A 15830-nucleotide genomic window follows, 5' to 3' on the forward strand; every position below is an offset into this window, starting at 1 on the left:
CGGTAAGGGCGGACCGTGTGGTCGGCCGGCCGTTTCCTCTGGTCGTGAGCGCGGCTCGGCAGCAGGAGATGCACTGTGAAAGTCCTGCACCCCACGCTCACGAAGGTGCCGTGGGTGCTCGCGGCGCTGGTCCTCGTGGTCGGCGTGCTGCTGAACCTTTTCGCGCCCCAGCCGTACACGGGACTTCCGCTGCTGGCCGCCGCCCCGCTCGTCGCGGGTGCCATGCTCTCCTTCCGCTCCGCGCTCGCCGTCGTGTGCGTCACGTGTGTGGTCTCGGTGGCGGTGGACATCGAGCGCGGACGCCCGGCGACGCCGTTGCTCGTCGATCTGGCCGTGGTGGGCACGATCGGCGTACTGGCGCTCGCGGTCAACCGGCTCCTCTCACGGCAAGGCCGTGATCTGGCGCTTGCCAGGGATGTGGCGGAGGCGGCCCAGCGGGCGGTGCTTCCGGACCCGCCGCGGGTGGTCGGGCCGTTGGCCGTGGCCGCGGGGTACACGGCGGCGCACGCCGAGGCGCGGATCGGCGGCGATCTCTTCGCGGTGCAGGAGACGCCGTTCGGGGTGCGGATGATCATCGGGGACGTGCGGGGGAAGGGCATCGCGGCCGTCGCGGCGGTGGCGGTCGCGATCGGCGCGTTCCGTCAGGAGGCCGAACACGCTCCCACGGTGGACACCCTGGGGCGGCGGATGGACGAGGCGATGGCCAGGGCGGCGGCCCAGGGCGGCCCGGTGATCTCCACGGAGGGCTTCACCACCGCCGTGCTGGCCGAGGTGTCCGTCGACGGGGAGGTGGTGAGCCTGGTGAACCGGGGGCACCCGCCGCCGTATCTGGTGCACGACGGCCGGCTCGTACGGCTCGACCCGAGCGTGCCGCGGTTGCCTCTCGGGGTGGGGCTGGGCGATATCGCACCTGCCGACCCCGTTTCCGCCGATGTGGTGCGGCTGCCCCCGGGGGCCTCGCTGCTGCTGGTGACGGACGGCGTCACCGAGGCGCGGGACAGGCGGGGGACCTTCTACGACCCGGTCGCCTCGCGCCGCATGCGCCGGCGGTTCAGGGACCCCGACGCGCTGGTGGCCGCCCTCACCGACGATGTCGGCCGCTGGACCGAGGGCGAACACGAGGACGACATGGCCATCCTCGTGGTCACTCGGCGCGACCCGTCGCACGCCGGCTGACCAGGAGGCGGACCACCCAGGAGAACCATCCACTTGGATATTCCAAGTCATTGCTTGGAATATCCAAGTAACGCCGTGTACGCTTCCTGAGCATGATCACTAGCAGGGAAGACGGCTACGAACTCTCCACGGATCCGAGCCGCCTCGACATCGACCTGGTGCACCACTGGCTCTCGACGGACGCGTACTGGGCCCTGGGGCGCAGTCGGGAAGCCGTCGAGCAGTCGGTGCGGGGCTCTCTCAACTTCGCCGTCCACGACGCCGCCGGCTCTCAGGTCGCCTACGCGCGTGTCGTCACCGACTCGGCGACCTTCGCCTGGTTGTGCGACGTCTACGTCGCCCCCGCGCACCGCGGGAGGGGTCTCGGCACCTGGCTGGCGGGCGCCGTGCGCGACCACCTCGCGCCCTACCGCCTCAAGCGCGTCATGCTCTCCACGCTCGACGCCCACGCGGTCTACGCGAAGGTCGGCTTCGCACCCTTCCCGGACCCGGACAAGCTGATGATCTTGAACTCGGCGGGATGAGACCGGCGTGACGACCGACTGCCCACCCCCTCCATGCGGCGTCTGCGCCGACCGGCCGGCCCAGACACAGCCGCGAACCAGGCCGGAGACAGGTGACGAAATCGGTATGCGTGTTGTGATCTTGTGCGGTGGAGAGAGTCCGGAGCGCGACGTCTCCCTGGCCTCGGGCTCGTCGGTGGCCCGCGCCCTGCTGGAGCGGGGACACGAGGTGGTGCTGGTCGACCCGGCCGCGGCGGTGCCGGTGCTGGCCGGGCCGCTGCGCCCCGGGGACGCGGTCGACGGGGTGGCGGTGGGAAAGGAGCCGCCGTCCCTCTCGGACCGGCCTCGGTTGCGGCAGCGCATGCACGCCGCGCTGACCGGCGGTCCGGTCCTGGAGCTGCTGCGCGGCGCGGAGCTGGTCTTCCTGGCGCTGCACGGCGGCTGGGGCGAGGACGGGCGGGTGCAGGCGCTGCTGGAGATGGCCGGCGTGCGGTTCACGGGTGCGGGCAGCGCGGCCTGCGCGGCGGCGTGGCACAAGGGGCGGGCGCAGGCGGTGCTGGGTGCGGCGGGGGTGCCGGTGACCGAGCGGGTGCTGTGGCGGCCCGCGGCGGGTGAGGTCCCGGGTGAGGTGCGGCGGCTGGTGGCGGCCGGTCCGGCGGTGGTCAAGCCGGTCGCGGACGGTTCGAGCGTGTCGGTCCACCGGGTCGACTCGCTCGCCGAGCTGGCGCGGATCGCGGCCGAGGGGCACCCCCGCTCCGACGACGTCGAGCTGATGGTGGAGCCGTTCCTCTCGGGACGGGAGTTCACCGTGGCCGTGGTCGGCGGTCGGGCGCTCCCCGTGGTGGAGATCGAGCTGACGACGCCGTTGTTCGACTACACGGCGAAGTACCAGCCCGGGGCGGTCAGCGAGGTGTGTCCGGCCCGGGTCCCGGACGACTTCGCCTCCCGGCTGCAGGAGTCGGCCCTCCGCGCGCACCGGGCCCTGGGCTTCGGTCCAGACGCCTACTCGCGCACGGATTTCCGCTGCGACGCCGACGGTGAGCCGAGGTGCCTTGAGGTGAACGCACTCCCGGGGCTGACGGCGACGAGCCTGTTGCCCCTCGCGGCGACCGGATCCGGCTGGAGCTATCCGGACCTGATCCAGCGCATCGTGGACCTCGCGACGCGCTGAGCGGCCGAGGCGGGTGGAGGCAGCAGGTCGCGCCGTCGCCTTTCGGATCACTCGCCGCGCAGCGCGGCGGCGACCGGTCCGTCGCCGAGCACCTCGATCCGGCCCGCCTTGACGCCCTGCTCCACGCTGAGCGCCCCCTCGCAGAGTTCGTGGCAGGTGTCGGCGTCGAGCACGAGGCGGGCGGCCGGCGTTTCGGCGGGTCCGTCGCCGTACGCCGGCCCCTCGCCTCCGAGGCGCACATGGAACACGCCCTCGTCCAAGGCCACGTCGACGACGGCCGGGACCTCGGTCGCCGGAAGGCGGCGCCGGAGGGGCAGGGCGAACCAGTGCGCTCGCAGCGCGTCGGTGGCCCGGCGTTCGGCGAGATCGGGCGTGCCCCACTCGGCGAGCGCGGTCAGCACGGGCAGCAGCTCGGACCCACGCGGAGTGAGCGCGTACACCGTCGCGGCTCCGGGCGGTGGGAGCTTGCGGCGTGTCGCGAGCCCCTGCGCCTCCATGTCCTTGAGTCGCGTGGCGAGCACGTCCGTGGAGACGCCGGGGAGGTCGGCGTGGAGGTCGGTGTACCGGCGCGGCCCGGCCAGCAGCTCCCGGATGATCAGCAGGGTCCAGCGGTCCCCGACGGCGTCCAGGGTGCGGGCCAGGGCGCAGTACTGGTCGTAGCTTCGACGGCGTGGCTGACGTGGCGGCATACAGCGCAGTCTAGACAAGATGTTGGACTTTCCAAGCTCACACTTGGTAAAACCAAGCATCACGGTTCGAGGTAGGGACGAGGCCCGTGGGATCCGGGAAGCCGGGACCCGGGACCAAGGAGGGCACGGCATGGAGTTCCGGCAGTCGAGCAAACTCAGCGAGGTCTGCTACGAGATCCGGGGCCCGGTGATCGAGCACGCCAACGCGCTGGAGGAGGCGGGCCACAGCGTGCTGCGGCTGAACACCGGGAACCCGGCCCTGTTCGGCTTCGAGGCCCCCGAGGAGATCGTCCAGGACATGATCCGGATGCTCCCCAAGGCGCACGGCTACACCGACTCGCGCGGTGTGCTCTCCGCTCGCCGCGCCGTCGCCCAGCGCTACCAGGCGATCGGCCTGACCGATGTCACGGTGGACGACGTCTTCCTCGGCAACGGCGTCTCCGAACTGGTCTCCATGGCGGTGCAGGCCCTTCTGGAGGACGGGGACGAAGTCCTCATCCCCGCCCCCGACTTCCCGCTCTGGACCGCCGTCACCACCCTCGCCGGCGGCAAGGCCGTGCACTACGTCTGCGACGAGTCGGCCGACTGGTATCCGGACCTCGACGACATGGCCTCCAAGATCACGGATCGCACCAAGGCCGTGGTCATCATCAACCCCAACAACCCGACGGGCGCGGTCTATCCGAAGGAGATCCTGGAAGGCATCCTCGAGCTCGCCCGCCGCCACCAGCTGATGGTCTTCGCGGACGAGATCTACGACCAGATCCTGTACGACGACGCCGTGCACCACTCGGCCGCGACCCTCGCCCCCGACCTGGTCGTGCTCACGTTCTGCGGGCTGTCGAAGACACACCGGGTGGCGGGTTTCCGCTCCGGCTGGTTGGTGGTCTCCGGGCCCAGGCAGCACGCGCGCAGCTATCTGGAGGGGCTGACCATGCTCGCCTCCATGCGGCTGTGCCCCAACGCCCCCGCCCAGTACGCCATCCAGGCCGCGCTCGGCGGCCGCCAGTCCATCAGGGAGCTGACCGCCCCGGGCGGCCGCCTCCTCGAACAGCGCGACCGCGCCTGGGAGAAGTTGAACGAGATCCCCGGCGTGTCGTGTGTGAAGCCGAAGGGCGCGCTGTACGCGTTCCCGCGCATCGACCCGAAGGTGCACCCGATCCACGACGACGAGAAGTTCGTGCTCGACCTGCTGCTTCGGGAGAAGATCCAGGTCGTCCAGGGCACCGGCTTCAGTTGGCCGCGCCCCGACCACTTCCGGATCCTGACCCTCCCCTACGCCGACGACCTGGACGCGGCGATCAGCCGGATCGGGCGCTTCCTGAGCGGGTACCGGCAGTGAGGGCGAGCCGTGGAGCCGGAGCGGCGGAGGGGACCGGGGCCGCGCCCGGCCCGGTTCCGCGGTTTCCGAAGGTCACGCCGCGGACCGGGCGCGCAAGTCCGAGCCCCGGTGGGCCCACCGCGGCGGACACGCCGTCCCGCCAGGGGCCGCGGACCGCCCGGTGATGGGGTGAAGCCGACCGACTGAGGAGGCTCGAAGCGCGATCAGCGTACGGCGCGAATGGCCTGGATGACCAGGCGCGCGGCCGGGCTGGGTTCATGGCGGTCCGGGCGGTGCAGCAGGTCCAGGCGGCGGGCGCCGAGCATCGGAGCGTCCAGCAGCTGAAAGGCGCCCTCGTCGCGGCGCGCCAGGGCCAGCGCCGGAACCACGGCCGCCGCCAGGCCCGATGCCACGACGGCCAGCGTGGCGGAGAAGTCGAGGCATTCGTGGACGCGCCTGAGCGGCGTGCGGTGCTGCGCGGCGACCCGGTCGAGGGCTCGCCGCGCGACCGAGCCCGGCGGCCCGCTCAACCAGGGCCGGTCCAGGAGCGCCTGAAGGTCCGCCACCGGACCCCAGGAGGCGGGGGCGGCGATGCGGTAGGGGTCGTCGAGGAGGTGCACCGCGCGCGCTCCGGAGACCTCGGCGGGGCCATCCGCGGCGTCGCTCTCGACGATCAGCAGGTCCAGGGCGCCCGAGCGCAGGGCGCTCTGCCCCGGCTCCGGCTCGATCTGCCGGATGCGGACCTCGATCCGCGGGTGGGTGGTGGCGAGGGAGGCCGCCGCCGGGGCGACCAGGTTGTCCAGCGCCGTCACGAAGGCCCCGACCGCGACCGGGCCGGTCACCTGCCCCGTCAGGGCGCTGAGGTCCCGCTCGGCGTCGGCCAGTACCTCGGTCAGCCGCCGGGCGTGGCCGGCCAGCAGGCGTCCGGCGGCGGTGAGCCCGACGGTCCGGCGCCCGCCGAGCCGTGACCGGTCCAGCAGGGTCACACCCGTCTCCGCCTCCAGTCGCGCGATGTGCTGCGAGACGGCGGACGGGGTCAGATGGAGGATGCTCGCGGCCGCCAGCACGCCGCCGGAGTCGGCCACCGCGCGGAGCACGGCCAACCGCCGTGGATCGATCTGCATGCAGTGACGCTACACATCGACTGAAGAAGGACTCGATGGCGCTCGACCCACGGTCGACACAAGGATGATGGTCATGACCGACCACTCCACCTTGATCGACGCCGATGTGACCCTGTCCGACGGCGGCTCCCTGCGGGTGCGGGGCTTCCCGCTGGACGTACCGCGCCCCGGCCTGCCGGAGCGGCAGGTCGTCGAACTGCTCGTGGCGGCCCTCCGGTTGGGGCCGGCCGACCGTGTGCGCCTGCGCCCCGGCACCGCGGCCGCCGAACGGGACCGCGAGGACCCGGCGCCCTCCCGACTGGTGGACCTGAGTCATGTGATCACCGAAGGCATGGTCACCCTCCCCGGGCTGCCCGGCCCGGTCATCACCCCGCATCTGACGCGCGAGGCGTCCCGCGCCCACTACGAGCCGGGCACGGAGTTCGCGATCGACCGGATCAGCATGGTCGGCAACACCGGCACCTACCTCGACAGCCCCTTCCACCGCTACCCCGACCGGGCCGACCTCGCCGACCTGCCGCTGGACGCCGTCGCCGACCTGCCGGTCGTCGTGGTGCCCGGGCCGCCGAACGGTGAACGCGGGATCGGCCCGGCCGCGTTCGACGGCGTCGAGGTGGCCGGTGCCGCGGTCCTGCTGCACACCGGCTGGGACCGGCACTTCGGCACCGAGACGTACGGCCGGGACGCGCCGTACCTCACCGGAGACGGCGCGCGGGCCCTCGTCGAAGCCGACGCCCGGCTGGTGGGCATCGACAGCGTCAACATCGACGACATGCGGGGCGACGCACGCCCGGCCCACTCCGTCCTGCTCGACGCGGGCATCCCGGTGCTGGAGCACCTCACCCGTCTGGACCACCTCCCACACCACGGGGCTCGGCTGCACGCGGCCGCGCCCCGGGTCAGAGGCTTCGGCACCTTCCCCGTCCGTGCCTATGCCGTCGTCCCCGGCGTGCGGCGGGCTCCGTGAGCCGTGGCACCCTCTCGGTGGCGCTCTGAGCGTACGGGTTCGATCGGGCTCCGGTCGGGCGACGAAGGGGCGAGGGGCGCGGTCACGCGGACCGATCCCGCTCCCCGTGACGCGGCTCCGGAGGTTCGTCCAGGCGCACGGCGAGGGCCGCGATGTCGTCGTTCAGGTTTCCTCCGCTGAAGTGGACGAGGTCGCGGTGGAGAGCGTCGAGCAGTTCGCGGGGCCGGGCGGAGGTCCACCCGGCCATCCAGCTCTCCAGGGGGAAGAAGCCACCGTCGCGGCCACGGGCCTCGACGACACCGTCGGTGTAGAGCAGCAGCAGGTCGCCGGGGGCGAAATCGAAGGTGTCGATGCTGTAGTGATCGCCGATCAGGTCCGCCAGATTGAGCAGCGGAGAGGGTGTGGTGGGCTGCAGCACACGGAGTTCCGCACGGTCCAGGAGCAGCGGCGACGGGTGTCCGCAGTTGAGGATGTCGATACGGCCGCCCCCGGGTGGGATCTCGACGAGCAGGGCGGTGGCGAAGCGCTCCATCAGGCCCTCGGGGGCGAAGGCCGCGCTGTAGCGGATGCTGCTGGCCTCCAGCCGGCGCGCGATGCTGATGAGGTCGGCCTCGTCGTAGGCGGCCTCCCGGAAGGCGTTGACGATCGCCGCGGCCGCCCCCACCGCCGGGAGGCCCTTGCCCCGCACATCGCCGACGAGCAGCCGGACGCCGTACCGCGTGTCGACCACCTCGTAGAAGTCGCCGCCGATACGGGCCTCCGCCGCGGCCGCGAGGTACAGCGCCTCGATCTCGACAGCCCCGAAGCGGCGCGGCATCGGGCTCAGAACGACCTGCTGCGCCGCGTCGGCGACGAGCCGGACCTGGAAGAGGGTCCGCTCGCGCTGGAGCCGGACATGGCTCCCGTACGCGGCCGCCACCGTGACCGCGACGATCCCTGCCGCCGTGTACCCCGTCCCCAGGTCGGGGAAGACGATGCCGAGGCCGATCATGAGGAAGAGGCAGACCGTCCCCAGCAGGACGGTGGGGAGTACGGGCCACATGGCGGCGGCGAGGGCGGGCGCCGCCGGCAGGAGGCGGCTGAAGGCCATGCTTCGGGGAGTGGTGTACGCCAGGCTGGCGATGACAACGGTCAGGATGACCGGTGACAGCAGGATGAGCGGCCGCCGGCCGTGGCCACGACGGAGCCGTTGCCGTCCAGACTTGATCACACGTCATAGACTATCCAGGCAAAAGTGGATATAGCGCGCTCCGTCGGGTCGGAGTCGGCCGCCTGCCCCGGACCGCGCACTCCGCTGGACGATGGCGACGGGACCGGCCCATGTGCCGGTGGGTGCCCGTGCCGGCACCGGCACATGGGCCGGCCGCCGGTCCCGGCTCCCGACGGGGGGGGGGGGAGCCAGTAGAGGGCACCGCAGTCACCCCACATCATGTCGGCGTCGTCATCGGTGTCGAACTGGGCGAGCAGCACCCAGCGCAGGGCCTCCTCCTGGATGCGGGGGTCGTCCCACGGCGGGCCGCCCAGGGCGCCGCGGGCGACCTCGACTTCCACCGCGCCCTGCACGGGGTGCGCGTGGCCGCCGACGCGGTGCTCCGTGCCCTCGAGCCGCTCTCCCAGGGCGTCCTGGAAGTCCTCGTCCCACACCGGGTGGTCCTCGGACATCGGCGCGAACTCCTGGTGGACCACCGGGTGCCAGGCGCACGGCGCCGTCGTCTCCATCCGTGCCGTCAGCGGCACCGCGGTGTACGGCCGGATCCCCGCCGGTGCCGCCCGCTCCGCGACGGGGATGCCCGCCGGCACGTACAGCACGCGTGCGCCCGCCCAGCTGTCGGGGTGGTCGGGTGCCACCGCCGCGGAGCCGCCGTCCACCTGCCCGTCGAAGTGGAAGAAGGCCAGCGTGCCGTCGGTGGGCAGGGCGATGTCGAGGGCGGTGGAGGGCAGCGCGGCGCAGTCGAGCGAAGCGACGAAGGCCAGCGGGCCGTGCCCCTCCCACACGGGCCACGTCTCGTCCTCGGGCAGCTCCGGCAACCCGCCGAGCCGGCCGACGACCGGACCGGTCCCCCCGTCCCTGCCCGGACCCGTATCCCCGTCCGTGCCCGTACCCCGCCCCGGCCCCGCACCCGCGGCCTTCTCCAGGCGCAGGCCCGGCCGCAGCAGGCCGATCCACCGCTCGGCGATCTCTTCGGGCAGATGCTCGCGGGCGAGGGTGTGCAACGGGTCGGCGGTGCTCTGTGTCATGGGAACGATGATGCACGAGCCCACTGACAGTCAGTGATCTTGAACGGCGGTGGGGCGTCGGGGAGACTACGTCACCAGGGGGCTGGTGGGTGGTCTGGGCCGCCGCACCGGTGGCCGCGCCGTCACCTGGGAGGCGGGGCACGCGGGTCACCGGGCGGATATGAGGGGGAAGCGGTGACCGAGGCTGAGGGGCCCGTGTCCATGCGGCAGGAGATCCGGGCGGAGAACGGGCACGCGTACGGGGCCATCGGCGCGGACATCCACGTCTTCGGCACCGGCACCCCGGTCTATCTGCTGTTCGCGTATCAGAGGGTTTCCGGCCTCGACGGCGAGTGGCTTCGGGCCCAGCCCAGCCGCATGCTCGACGCGCGAGCCGAGGTCGTCGACTTCACCGGCCGGGACGCCGAGCTGAGCGACCTCATCGCCTGGCGTGAGCAGCGCTCCCGAACAGCCGTCCGTTGGCTGCACGGGCCCGGCGGCCAGGGCAAGAGCCGGTTGGCGACACGACTCGCCGCCGACTCCGAGGCGGCCGGTTGGAAGGTCGTCACCGCCGTGCACGGCACCGACACCGCCCCGCCCGCGGAGGGCGGCCAGGACCTGCGGCTCGACGGGCACACCGGCGTTCTCGTCCTCGTCGACTACGCCGACCGGTGGCCCGCCCCGCATCTGAGCTGGCTGTTCCACAACCGGCTGCTACGCCAGGGCGTCCCGGCCCGGATCCTGCTGATCGGCCGGTCCGCCCACGGCTGGCCGGCCGTGCGCGGGCAACTGAACCGGCTGCGCGAGAACATCGACACCTCCGATCAGCCGCTGCGCCCGCTGCCGGCGGAGGGGGACGAGCGCGGTCGCATGTTCACCACCGCCCGGGACTGCTTCGCCGCGCGCTACCCCGGGCTCCCCGACATCGGGTCCATCGCTCCACCGGGGCCGCTCGGCCACGACGACTTCGGGCTGACGCTCGCCGTCCAGATGGCCGCGCTGGTCGCCGTGGACGCGCGGGCGCGGGGGCGTCGTGCGCCCGGCGACATGGTCGGACTGACCGCGTACCTGCTCGACCGCGAGCACGAGAACTGGCGGCAGCTCCATGAGAACGCGGACTCGGGGGTGCCCCACCGCACCCCCGACCACCTCATGGCGCGGGCCGTGTTCACGGCCGTCCTCACCGGGCCGGTGAGCCGTCCCGTCGGCCGCGCCGTGCTCGCCGGGCTGGTGCCGGAGATGGCGGCCGACGAACTGCTGGGCGACCACGCGGTCTGCTATCCGCCCACGGACCCGAACCGCTCCCATGTCCTCCACCCCCTGCTGCCCGACCGTCTCGCCGAGGACTTCCTCGCGCTCACCCTGCCCGGCAGCCCCGTCACCGGATACGCCACCGACCCCTGGGCCGCCTCCGGGGTGACCGCGCTGCTGGCCCGCGGCGGAGACGGGGCCGCGGCGCCCTGGACACCGCGCGCCGTGACCTTCCTCGCGGAGGCGGCCGGCCGGTGGCCACACGTGGGGCGGGGGCATCTCTTCCCGGCGCTGAGGGGGGACCCGGAGCTCGCGCTCGACGCGGGGAGCGGCGCGCTGGCCTCGCTCGCGGGGATCGACACGCTCGACTTCGCCATGGTCGAGGACATCGAGCGGAGGTTCAGGTCCGTCACCGGGAACACCCGGCACGTCGAGATCGACGCGGGGTACGCGGTGCTCACCGAGCGCGTCACCCGGCGCCGGCTCGCCGCCGGCGGCGACCCACACGAACGGGCGAAGGCCCTGCACACCCTGGCCATCCGGCTGTCGTACGCCGGGCGCGGGCGGGAGGCCGTCGACGTCGAGACCAGGGCGGTGGAGTACAGCCGTGCGGCTCTGACGGCCGGTCAGCCGACCGACGTGGACCTGCACGACCACGCCGTCTCCCTGAGCCACCTCAGTGAGCTGCTCGCGGACGCGGGACGGCTGGAGGAGGCGACCGAGCCCGCCGTCACGGCGGTGCGGGTGCTCCGCGGCCTGGCCCAGGGCGCCCCGGACCGCTATCTCGCCCCCTTCGCCCACGCCACCAGCGCACTCTCCTCCCTGCTGGAGCGCCTGGGCCGGCTGGACCAGGCCCTCGAACACGCCGAACCGGCCTTCCTCCTGTACCAGGAGGCCATCAGGAGCGGCCACGCCGAGCGGACGGCGCGACACCTGCCGAACTACACGGCGGCGGCGCGGCGGCTCGCCTCCCTCCTCTCCGAGCAGGGCCGCCCGGAGGACGCGCTGAAGCTGTACGAGGGCTCCCTGGAGTACGGCCGCGCCCTCGTCGCGGCCGCCCCGGGGTCCGAACGTCCCGGCCTGGCCGCGACGCTCAGCGGAATCGGCCTCACCCTGGCCCGGCTCGGCCGCGACGAGGACGCCCTGGCGCCCAGCCTGGAGTGCGTCGAGCTGTACCGCGGGCTGGAGAAGTCGCATCCCGCCGTGTTCCGCCCGTACCTCGGGGACGCGCTGAGCAACCTCGGCCGGCGGTTGGAGAGCCTCTCCCGGCGGAGCGAGGCGCTCGCCGTCACTCAGGAGGCGCTCGCGGTGCACCGTCGGCTCGCGGCCGACGACCCCGACCGACACCTCCCGCGGCTGGCCGAGGCCCTCGCCCGCGTCTCCGACCTGCTGTCGGCGGGTGGCCGACTGGAGGAGGCGATATCGCCGCGGCAGGAGGCCGTCGACATCCTCCGACAGCTCGCCGGGGACGATCCCGCGTACGTGCCCGTCTTGGCCGTCTCCCTGAACGAGCTGGGTGCCCGGTTCGCCGAGGCGCTGCGGCCCGCCGACGCCGTCGCTCCCGCCCAGGAGTCGCTGGAGCTCCACCGCCGGCTCGCCCAGGAGGACCCCCGCGCGTACATCCCCCTCCTCGCGGCCTCGCTCTTCCACACGGGCCTGCGCCATTCGGCCCTGGGGCGGCCCGCCGAGGCCCTGGAGCTGCTCGGGGAGGCCGTCGGCCGGTACCGACAGCTGGTCGTCCTGGGCGGCTCGGACGCGTACGGCGCACAGTTGGCGATGTCCCTGGGCGCCGCCGCCGAGCAGCTCGCGGCGCTGGGCCGGGTCGGCGAGATGCTCGCGGCCAGCCAGGAGGGCCTTGATCTGCTGGGGCCGCTGGCCGCGTCCGATCCGGAGGCCCATCTGGCCGAGCTCACCCGCCGGCAGCTCCGCTACGCCGAGATGCGGCTGCGCGCGACGGTCGACCTGTCGTCGGCGTCGGAGGCCGCCGTCGGCGCCGTGGACACGTACTGGTCGGTGGCCGAACGTCAGCCCGTCTACATCCCGGTGCTGAAGCGGGCCCTGACCGTCCTCGCCGACATCCTGGCAGCCCTTGGCAACCATGTCGACGCCGCCGAGTTCCGCCGCAAACGGGACGGCATCCCGGACCCGAACCCGGGTCCGTCCCGGGCTTGACCTCGTGTGCCTGCTGTCGTTCCGACCGTGGTCGGCGAACACGGGGCGGGTCAGGGGAAATAGGACTCCAGCGTGCCGCGGCGACGGATGTCGAGCGTCGCGCAGTGGAACGAGCCGCCGAACGGCGCGTAGTGCATCAGGTCGCACGGGATCGGCTCGAATCCCCATCTCTCGAGGGCGCGCAGCATGTCGGTGTGGTGCCGCTCCACGATCACCCGTTTGTCGTCGACCATGAGAACGTTCATGTTGAGCCATTTGCCGCACATCGAGGTGAGCCTCAGCAGGCGCTCGTCGATCGGGTTGGGCTCGGGAGCGACCAGGATGTCCCAGGACTTCAGGATGTCGGGCAGGCGGTCGACGTCGATGTACTCGGGGTTGACCAGCGCCTTTCCGGGCGAGAGCGGGATGAACGTCGTGTCGATGTGCATCGGCGCGCGGCAGCGGCTCTCGATCTCGTGAATGCGATATCCCGATCCGAGATGGCGGCGCAGCCAGGAGATGCCCATCTCGTTGGTGACGTTGCTGCGCGTCACGAACAGGTCCCGCCCGGCGCGCACGAAATCCGCGGCGTCGAAAACCGGCTCGAACTCGGTGAGGATATAGCGCATGGGCTCGCCGTCCGCGGGGACGGTGAAATCCGCCTTGAAGAGTGCGTCGGTGAGCTGCGGTCTGGGAGCCGCCGTCCAGCGCGCTCCGCGCCGGAAGTAGTCCTTGAGGAGCGTGCGATACGAGTGGGTCTCGAAATAGCGGCACGGCCATGCCATCGGGGTCTCGATGATCTCGTCGCCGATCACGAGCATGCTGTCCCGCGGACAGGTGTTGCAGAAACCGTGCGACGACCAGTCGGGGGTGCCGAAGCGCTGCCCGTGGTCGACCGCGTCCGGGCGCCTGACCGTGATGCCGAGGGACCGCAGGAGGGCGATGAACTGATCGAGTTCGCGCTGCGCCTCCTCCACCATTCTGCGCGGATACCGGCAACTGGCGGCGAGGCCCTGCAACCTCGCCGCCCAGGGTGGGAGGTTGCAGGCCACGACCGGATGCTTGGAGGGGATCGTCGCGCCGTCGAGGCGCCCGACGACGACCTCCTCCAGCGGATCCCACTCGTTGTGCGAGCTGACCGGCGAAGCGAGAGGTTCCGCGGCCTTGTCCGTCGCGGCCGATGGCGCCGCCATCACGCGTATTCCCCGGCACCGGCACACGTCTGGGCATCGTCCTCGACCGCCGGCGTCAGAATGCCGGCCATTCGCACCACCGCCATACTCAACCGCTTTCGATCGCGGAATTCAGTGATTCACTGTACCCAGTTCCTTTACTCAAGGCGGTGTGGCAGGGCTGTGCGTCTGTGCGCGTCGACGACGGAACCGCCCGCCGCCCCCGGCCTCTGGCCACCGGGCGCGCTCCCATGTTCACCGAGCTACGGCTGGACCACCGCGGCCGGGTCTATCCACCCCGTGAGCACGTCTCCCTCATGGACGAGATCCACACCCATGCGGGTCATCAGACGTCTGACAGCCGTGTTCTCGGGTGCCGTGCTCACGCACACCGTATCGATCCCCTCGGCGCGAGCCCGGTCCAGAAGGTGCTTGAGGACAGCGCCGCCCACGCCGGCGCCACGATGGGAACGGCCGATCCACACCCCGGCCTCCACCGCCCCGGCCGGCTCCTCCATCGGGCACAGCCGCGCGGCTCCGACCACCCGCTCGCCCACGACGACGGCGAAGGTGGTCTCCACAGGCTCGACAGCCAGCGCTCTCGACTCGTGAAACCGCAGAAACGCGGCCTGACGCTCAAGCGTCCAACCATCCGGCCCGCCGACCGGCGGCATCACCTCGCGGGGCTCGGCGTCCGCCACGGCGACGCGCCGCAAATCCTTGAGAAGAGCCTGGTCAAGGGGGTGGAGCGAGACATCAGACCGCATGGCTCCATCGTGCCACGTCGCCTGGCCGCGGCCCATCGGATTCCGCCTCGCTCCCCCGCTGCCCTCGTCGGGGTCACGTCCCGCAGAACTCGGCCTCGACGATGCGGTCGAAGGTGCCACTCCAGTCGCTGTTGAAGTTGATCGACAGCGCGTGCTCGCCGTTCGCGGTCGTCAGGGTCTGCGAGGAGGAGCCGTGGATTCCGCCGCTGTGGCCCCACAGGTCGCCGCAGGGCGTCGTCAGCTTCATCAGGCCGAGGCCGTAGAAGACGTTCGATCCCGCGCCGACGGGCACGGTCGTGGTCATCTCCTTGAGTTGGCGCGGCCTGAGGAGCTTTCCCGAGAGCAGGGCCTGGTAGAACCGGTTGAGATCCCTGGCGGTGGCGACGATCTCGCCCGCCGCGCCCGCGAGGGAGGGGTTGAGGTCGGTGACGTCGTACGTCACGCTGCCCGGCTCCGGACGCCCGCCGAGGGTTCCGGTCAGTTTCGAGTACGCGCGGCCGCTGGGCTCGGGTATTCGGGCCTCGGTGCCCGGCAGCTCGGTGGAGTTCAGACCCAGCGGGCGCAGGATGCGGTGCTCGATCTCATGGGCGTAGGAATGACCGGTGGCCTTGTCGATCACCATTCCGGCGAGGATGTAGTTGGTGTCGGAGTAATGCCAGCCGGATCCGGGCGGGAAGTCCGGCCGATGGGTCATCGCGAGCTCGACGATCTGCCGCGGTGTCCAGGTGTCGTAGCGGTGTCGGAGGAAGTCGGTGCCGAACACGGTGCGTTGGAAACCCGGATCCTCGGTGTAGCTGGATATCCCGCTGGTGTGACCGAGGATCTGACGGAGCGTGATCCGACGGCCGTCGTGCCCGTTGCCCCGGACCAGGCCGGGCAGCCAGCGGTCGACGGTGTCGTCCAGGCGAAGCCTCCCCTCCGCCTCCAGCTGGAGCATCACCGTGGCGACGAAGGTCTTGGTGATCGAGCCGACCCGGTACCGCTCTTCGGACCGCCGTGGCGCACCGGTCTCCAGGTCGGCTGTGCCGGCGTGTCCGCTCCAGGTCTCGCGCCCCTTCCGGGCCACCGCGAGCACCCCGAGCACCCCGTTCCCGACCTCCGCGTCGATGGCCCGCTGGGTGGCCCGGTGCTCGCCCCGCGTGGCCGTCCTCGGATCGGTCGCGGGGGCGGTGGCGTTGGCTGTCGCGGTCGCGGTGGCAGAGGCGGGCGTCGCGAGGGCCGTCGTCAGCACGGTGGCCGTCAGCACCGCCACGACGGCCCCGACCGGTCCGACGGCAGCGGCGGCGCGTGGTGGCACACGCGACATCTCCGTCCTCGGCCT

13 protein-coding genes are annotated in these 15830 nt (G+C 72.3%); 6 read left to right on the forward strand and 7 right to left on the reverse strand.

Going from position 1 to position 15830, the window contains the following annotated elements; all coding sequences use genetic code 11:
* Window positions 1-75: 75 nt before the first annotated feature.
* The 3 genes from CD790_RS22955 (at window position 76) to CD790_RS22965 (ending at window position 2850) form a co-directional block, all read left to right on the forward strand.
* On the forward strand, window positions 76-1176 hold the full coding sequence (locus CD790_RS22955) for a PP2C family protein-serine/threonine phosphatase (protein WP_260867800.1): 1101 nt from the start codon (window positions 76-78) through the stop codon (window positions 1174-1176).
* A gap of 92 nt (window positions 1177-1268) precedes the next feature.
* Window positions 1269-1700: a GNAT family N-acetyltransferase gene (locus CD790_RS22960; protein ID WP_144385206.1), complete on the forward strand. Its 432-nt coding sequence runs from the start codon at window positions 1269-1271 to the stop codon at window positions 1698-1700.
* Window positions 1701-1806: 106 nt separating this feature from the next.
* A complete protein-coding gene (locus CD790_RS22965) occupies window positions 1807-2850 on the forward strand; it encodes a D-alanine--D-alanine ligase (RefSeq protein ID WP_144385207.1) in 1044 nt (347 codons plus the stop codon).
* A 47-nt stretch (window positions 2851-2897) separates the two neighbouring features.
* Here the strand turns inward: CD790_RS22965 and CD790_RS22970 are convergent, their stop codons facing one another.
* The gene (locus tag CD790_RS22970; RefSeq protein WP_186319184.1) at window positions 2898-3539 is read right to left on the reverse strand and encodes a helix-turn-helix domain-containing protein; all 642 of its coding nucleotides are present in this window, start codon (window positions 3537-3539) and stop codon (window positions 2898-2900) included.
* Between the two features lie 130 nt (window positions 3540-3669).
* On the opposite strand from CD790_RS22970, the gene CD790_RS22975 reads away from it, so the two are divergent.
* Complete coding sequence (locus CD790_RS22975) at window positions 3670-4881, forward strand: pyridoxal phosphate-dependent aminotransferase (protein WP_144385209.1); 1212 nt, start codon at window positions 3670-3672, stop codon at window positions 4879-4881.
* Between the two features lie 203 nt (window positions 4882-5084).
* On the opposite strand, the gene CD790_RS22980 is transcribed toward CD790_RS22975, so the two are convergent.
* The gene (locus CD790_RS22980; RefSeq protein WP_144385210.1) at window positions 5085-5984 is read right to left on the reverse strand and encodes a LysR family transcriptional regulator; all 900 of its coding nucleotides are present in this window, start codon (window positions 5982-5984) and stop codon (window positions 5085-5087) included.
* A 73-nt stretch (window positions 5985-6057) separates the two neighbouring features.
* On the opposite strand from CD790_RS22980, the gene CD790_RS22985 reads away from it, so the two are divergent.
* On the forward strand, window positions 6058-6951 hold the full coding sequence (locus tag CD790_RS22985; protein ID WP_144385211.1) for a cyclase family protein: 894 nt from the start codon (window positions 6058-6060) through the stop codon (window positions 6949-6951).
* Window positions 6952-7033: 82 nt separating this feature from the next.
* On the opposite strand, the gene CD790_RS22990 is transcribed toward CD790_RS22985, so the two are convergent.
* Together CD790_RS22990 and CD790_RS22995 are read right to left on the reverse strand one after the other, a co-directional pair.
* The gene (locus tag CD790_RS22990; RefSeq protein ID WP_186319185.1) at window positions 7034-8161 is read right to left on the reverse strand and encodes a PP2C family protein-serine/threonine phosphatase; all 1128 of its coding nucleotides are present in this window, start codon (window positions 8159-8161) and stop codon (window positions 7034-7036) included.
* The gene (locus CD790_RS22995) at window positions 8158-9189 is read right to left on the reverse strand and encodes a YwqG family protein (RefSeq protein WP_144385212.1); all 1032 of its coding nucleotides are present in this window, start codon (window positions 9187-9189) and stop codon (window positions 8158-8160) included. The genes CD790_RS22990 and CD790_RS22995 overlap by 4 nt, the downstream gene beginning before the upstream one ends.
* Before the next feature lie 174 nt (window positions 9190-9363).
* On the opposite strand from CD790_RS22995, the gene CD790_RS23000 reads away from it, so the two are divergent.
* Window positions 9364-12591, forward strand: coding sequence for a tetratricopeptide repeat protein (locus CD790_RS23000; RefSeq protein ID WP_144385213.1), 3228 nt, complete (start codon window positions 9364-9366; stop codon window positions 12589-12591).
* Window positions 12592-12641: 50 nt separating this feature from the next.
* On the opposite strand, the gene CD790_RS23005 is transcribed toward CD790_RS23000, so the two are convergent.
* From CD790_RS23005 to CD790_RS23015, 3 genes are all read right to left on the reverse strand, one after another.
* Window positions 12642-13763 (reverse strand): amidinotransferase, encoded by a 1122-nt coding sequence (locus tag CD790_RS23005; RefSeq protein WP_144385283.1) that lies wholly within the window; start codon window positions 13761-13763, stop codon window positions 12642-12644.
* A 242-nt stretch (window positions 13764-14005) separates the two neighbouring features.
* Complete coding sequence (locus CD790_RS23010; RefSeq protein ID WP_222108295.1) at window positions 14006-14509, reverse strand: GNAT family N-acetyltransferase; 504 nt, start codon at window positions 14507-14509, stop codon at window positions 14006-14008.
* A 73-nt stretch (window positions 14510-14582) separates the two neighbouring features.
* Window positions 14583-15815 carry a serine hydrolase gene (locus tag CD790_RS23015; protein ID WP_186319186.1) on the reverse strand — a complete coding sequence of 411 codons (1233 nt, stop codon included), beginning with the start codon at window positions 15813-15815 and terminating at the stop codon, window positions 14583-14585.
* Window positions 15816-15830: the final 15 nt, after the last annotated feature.

Origin of the sequence: Streptomyces sp. SAJ15, from assembly GCF_007595705.1 — a bacterium.
In the GTDB taxonomy this organism is placed as follows: domain Bacteria; phylum Actinomycetota; class Actinomycetes; order Streptomycetales; family Streptomycetaceae; genus Streptomyces.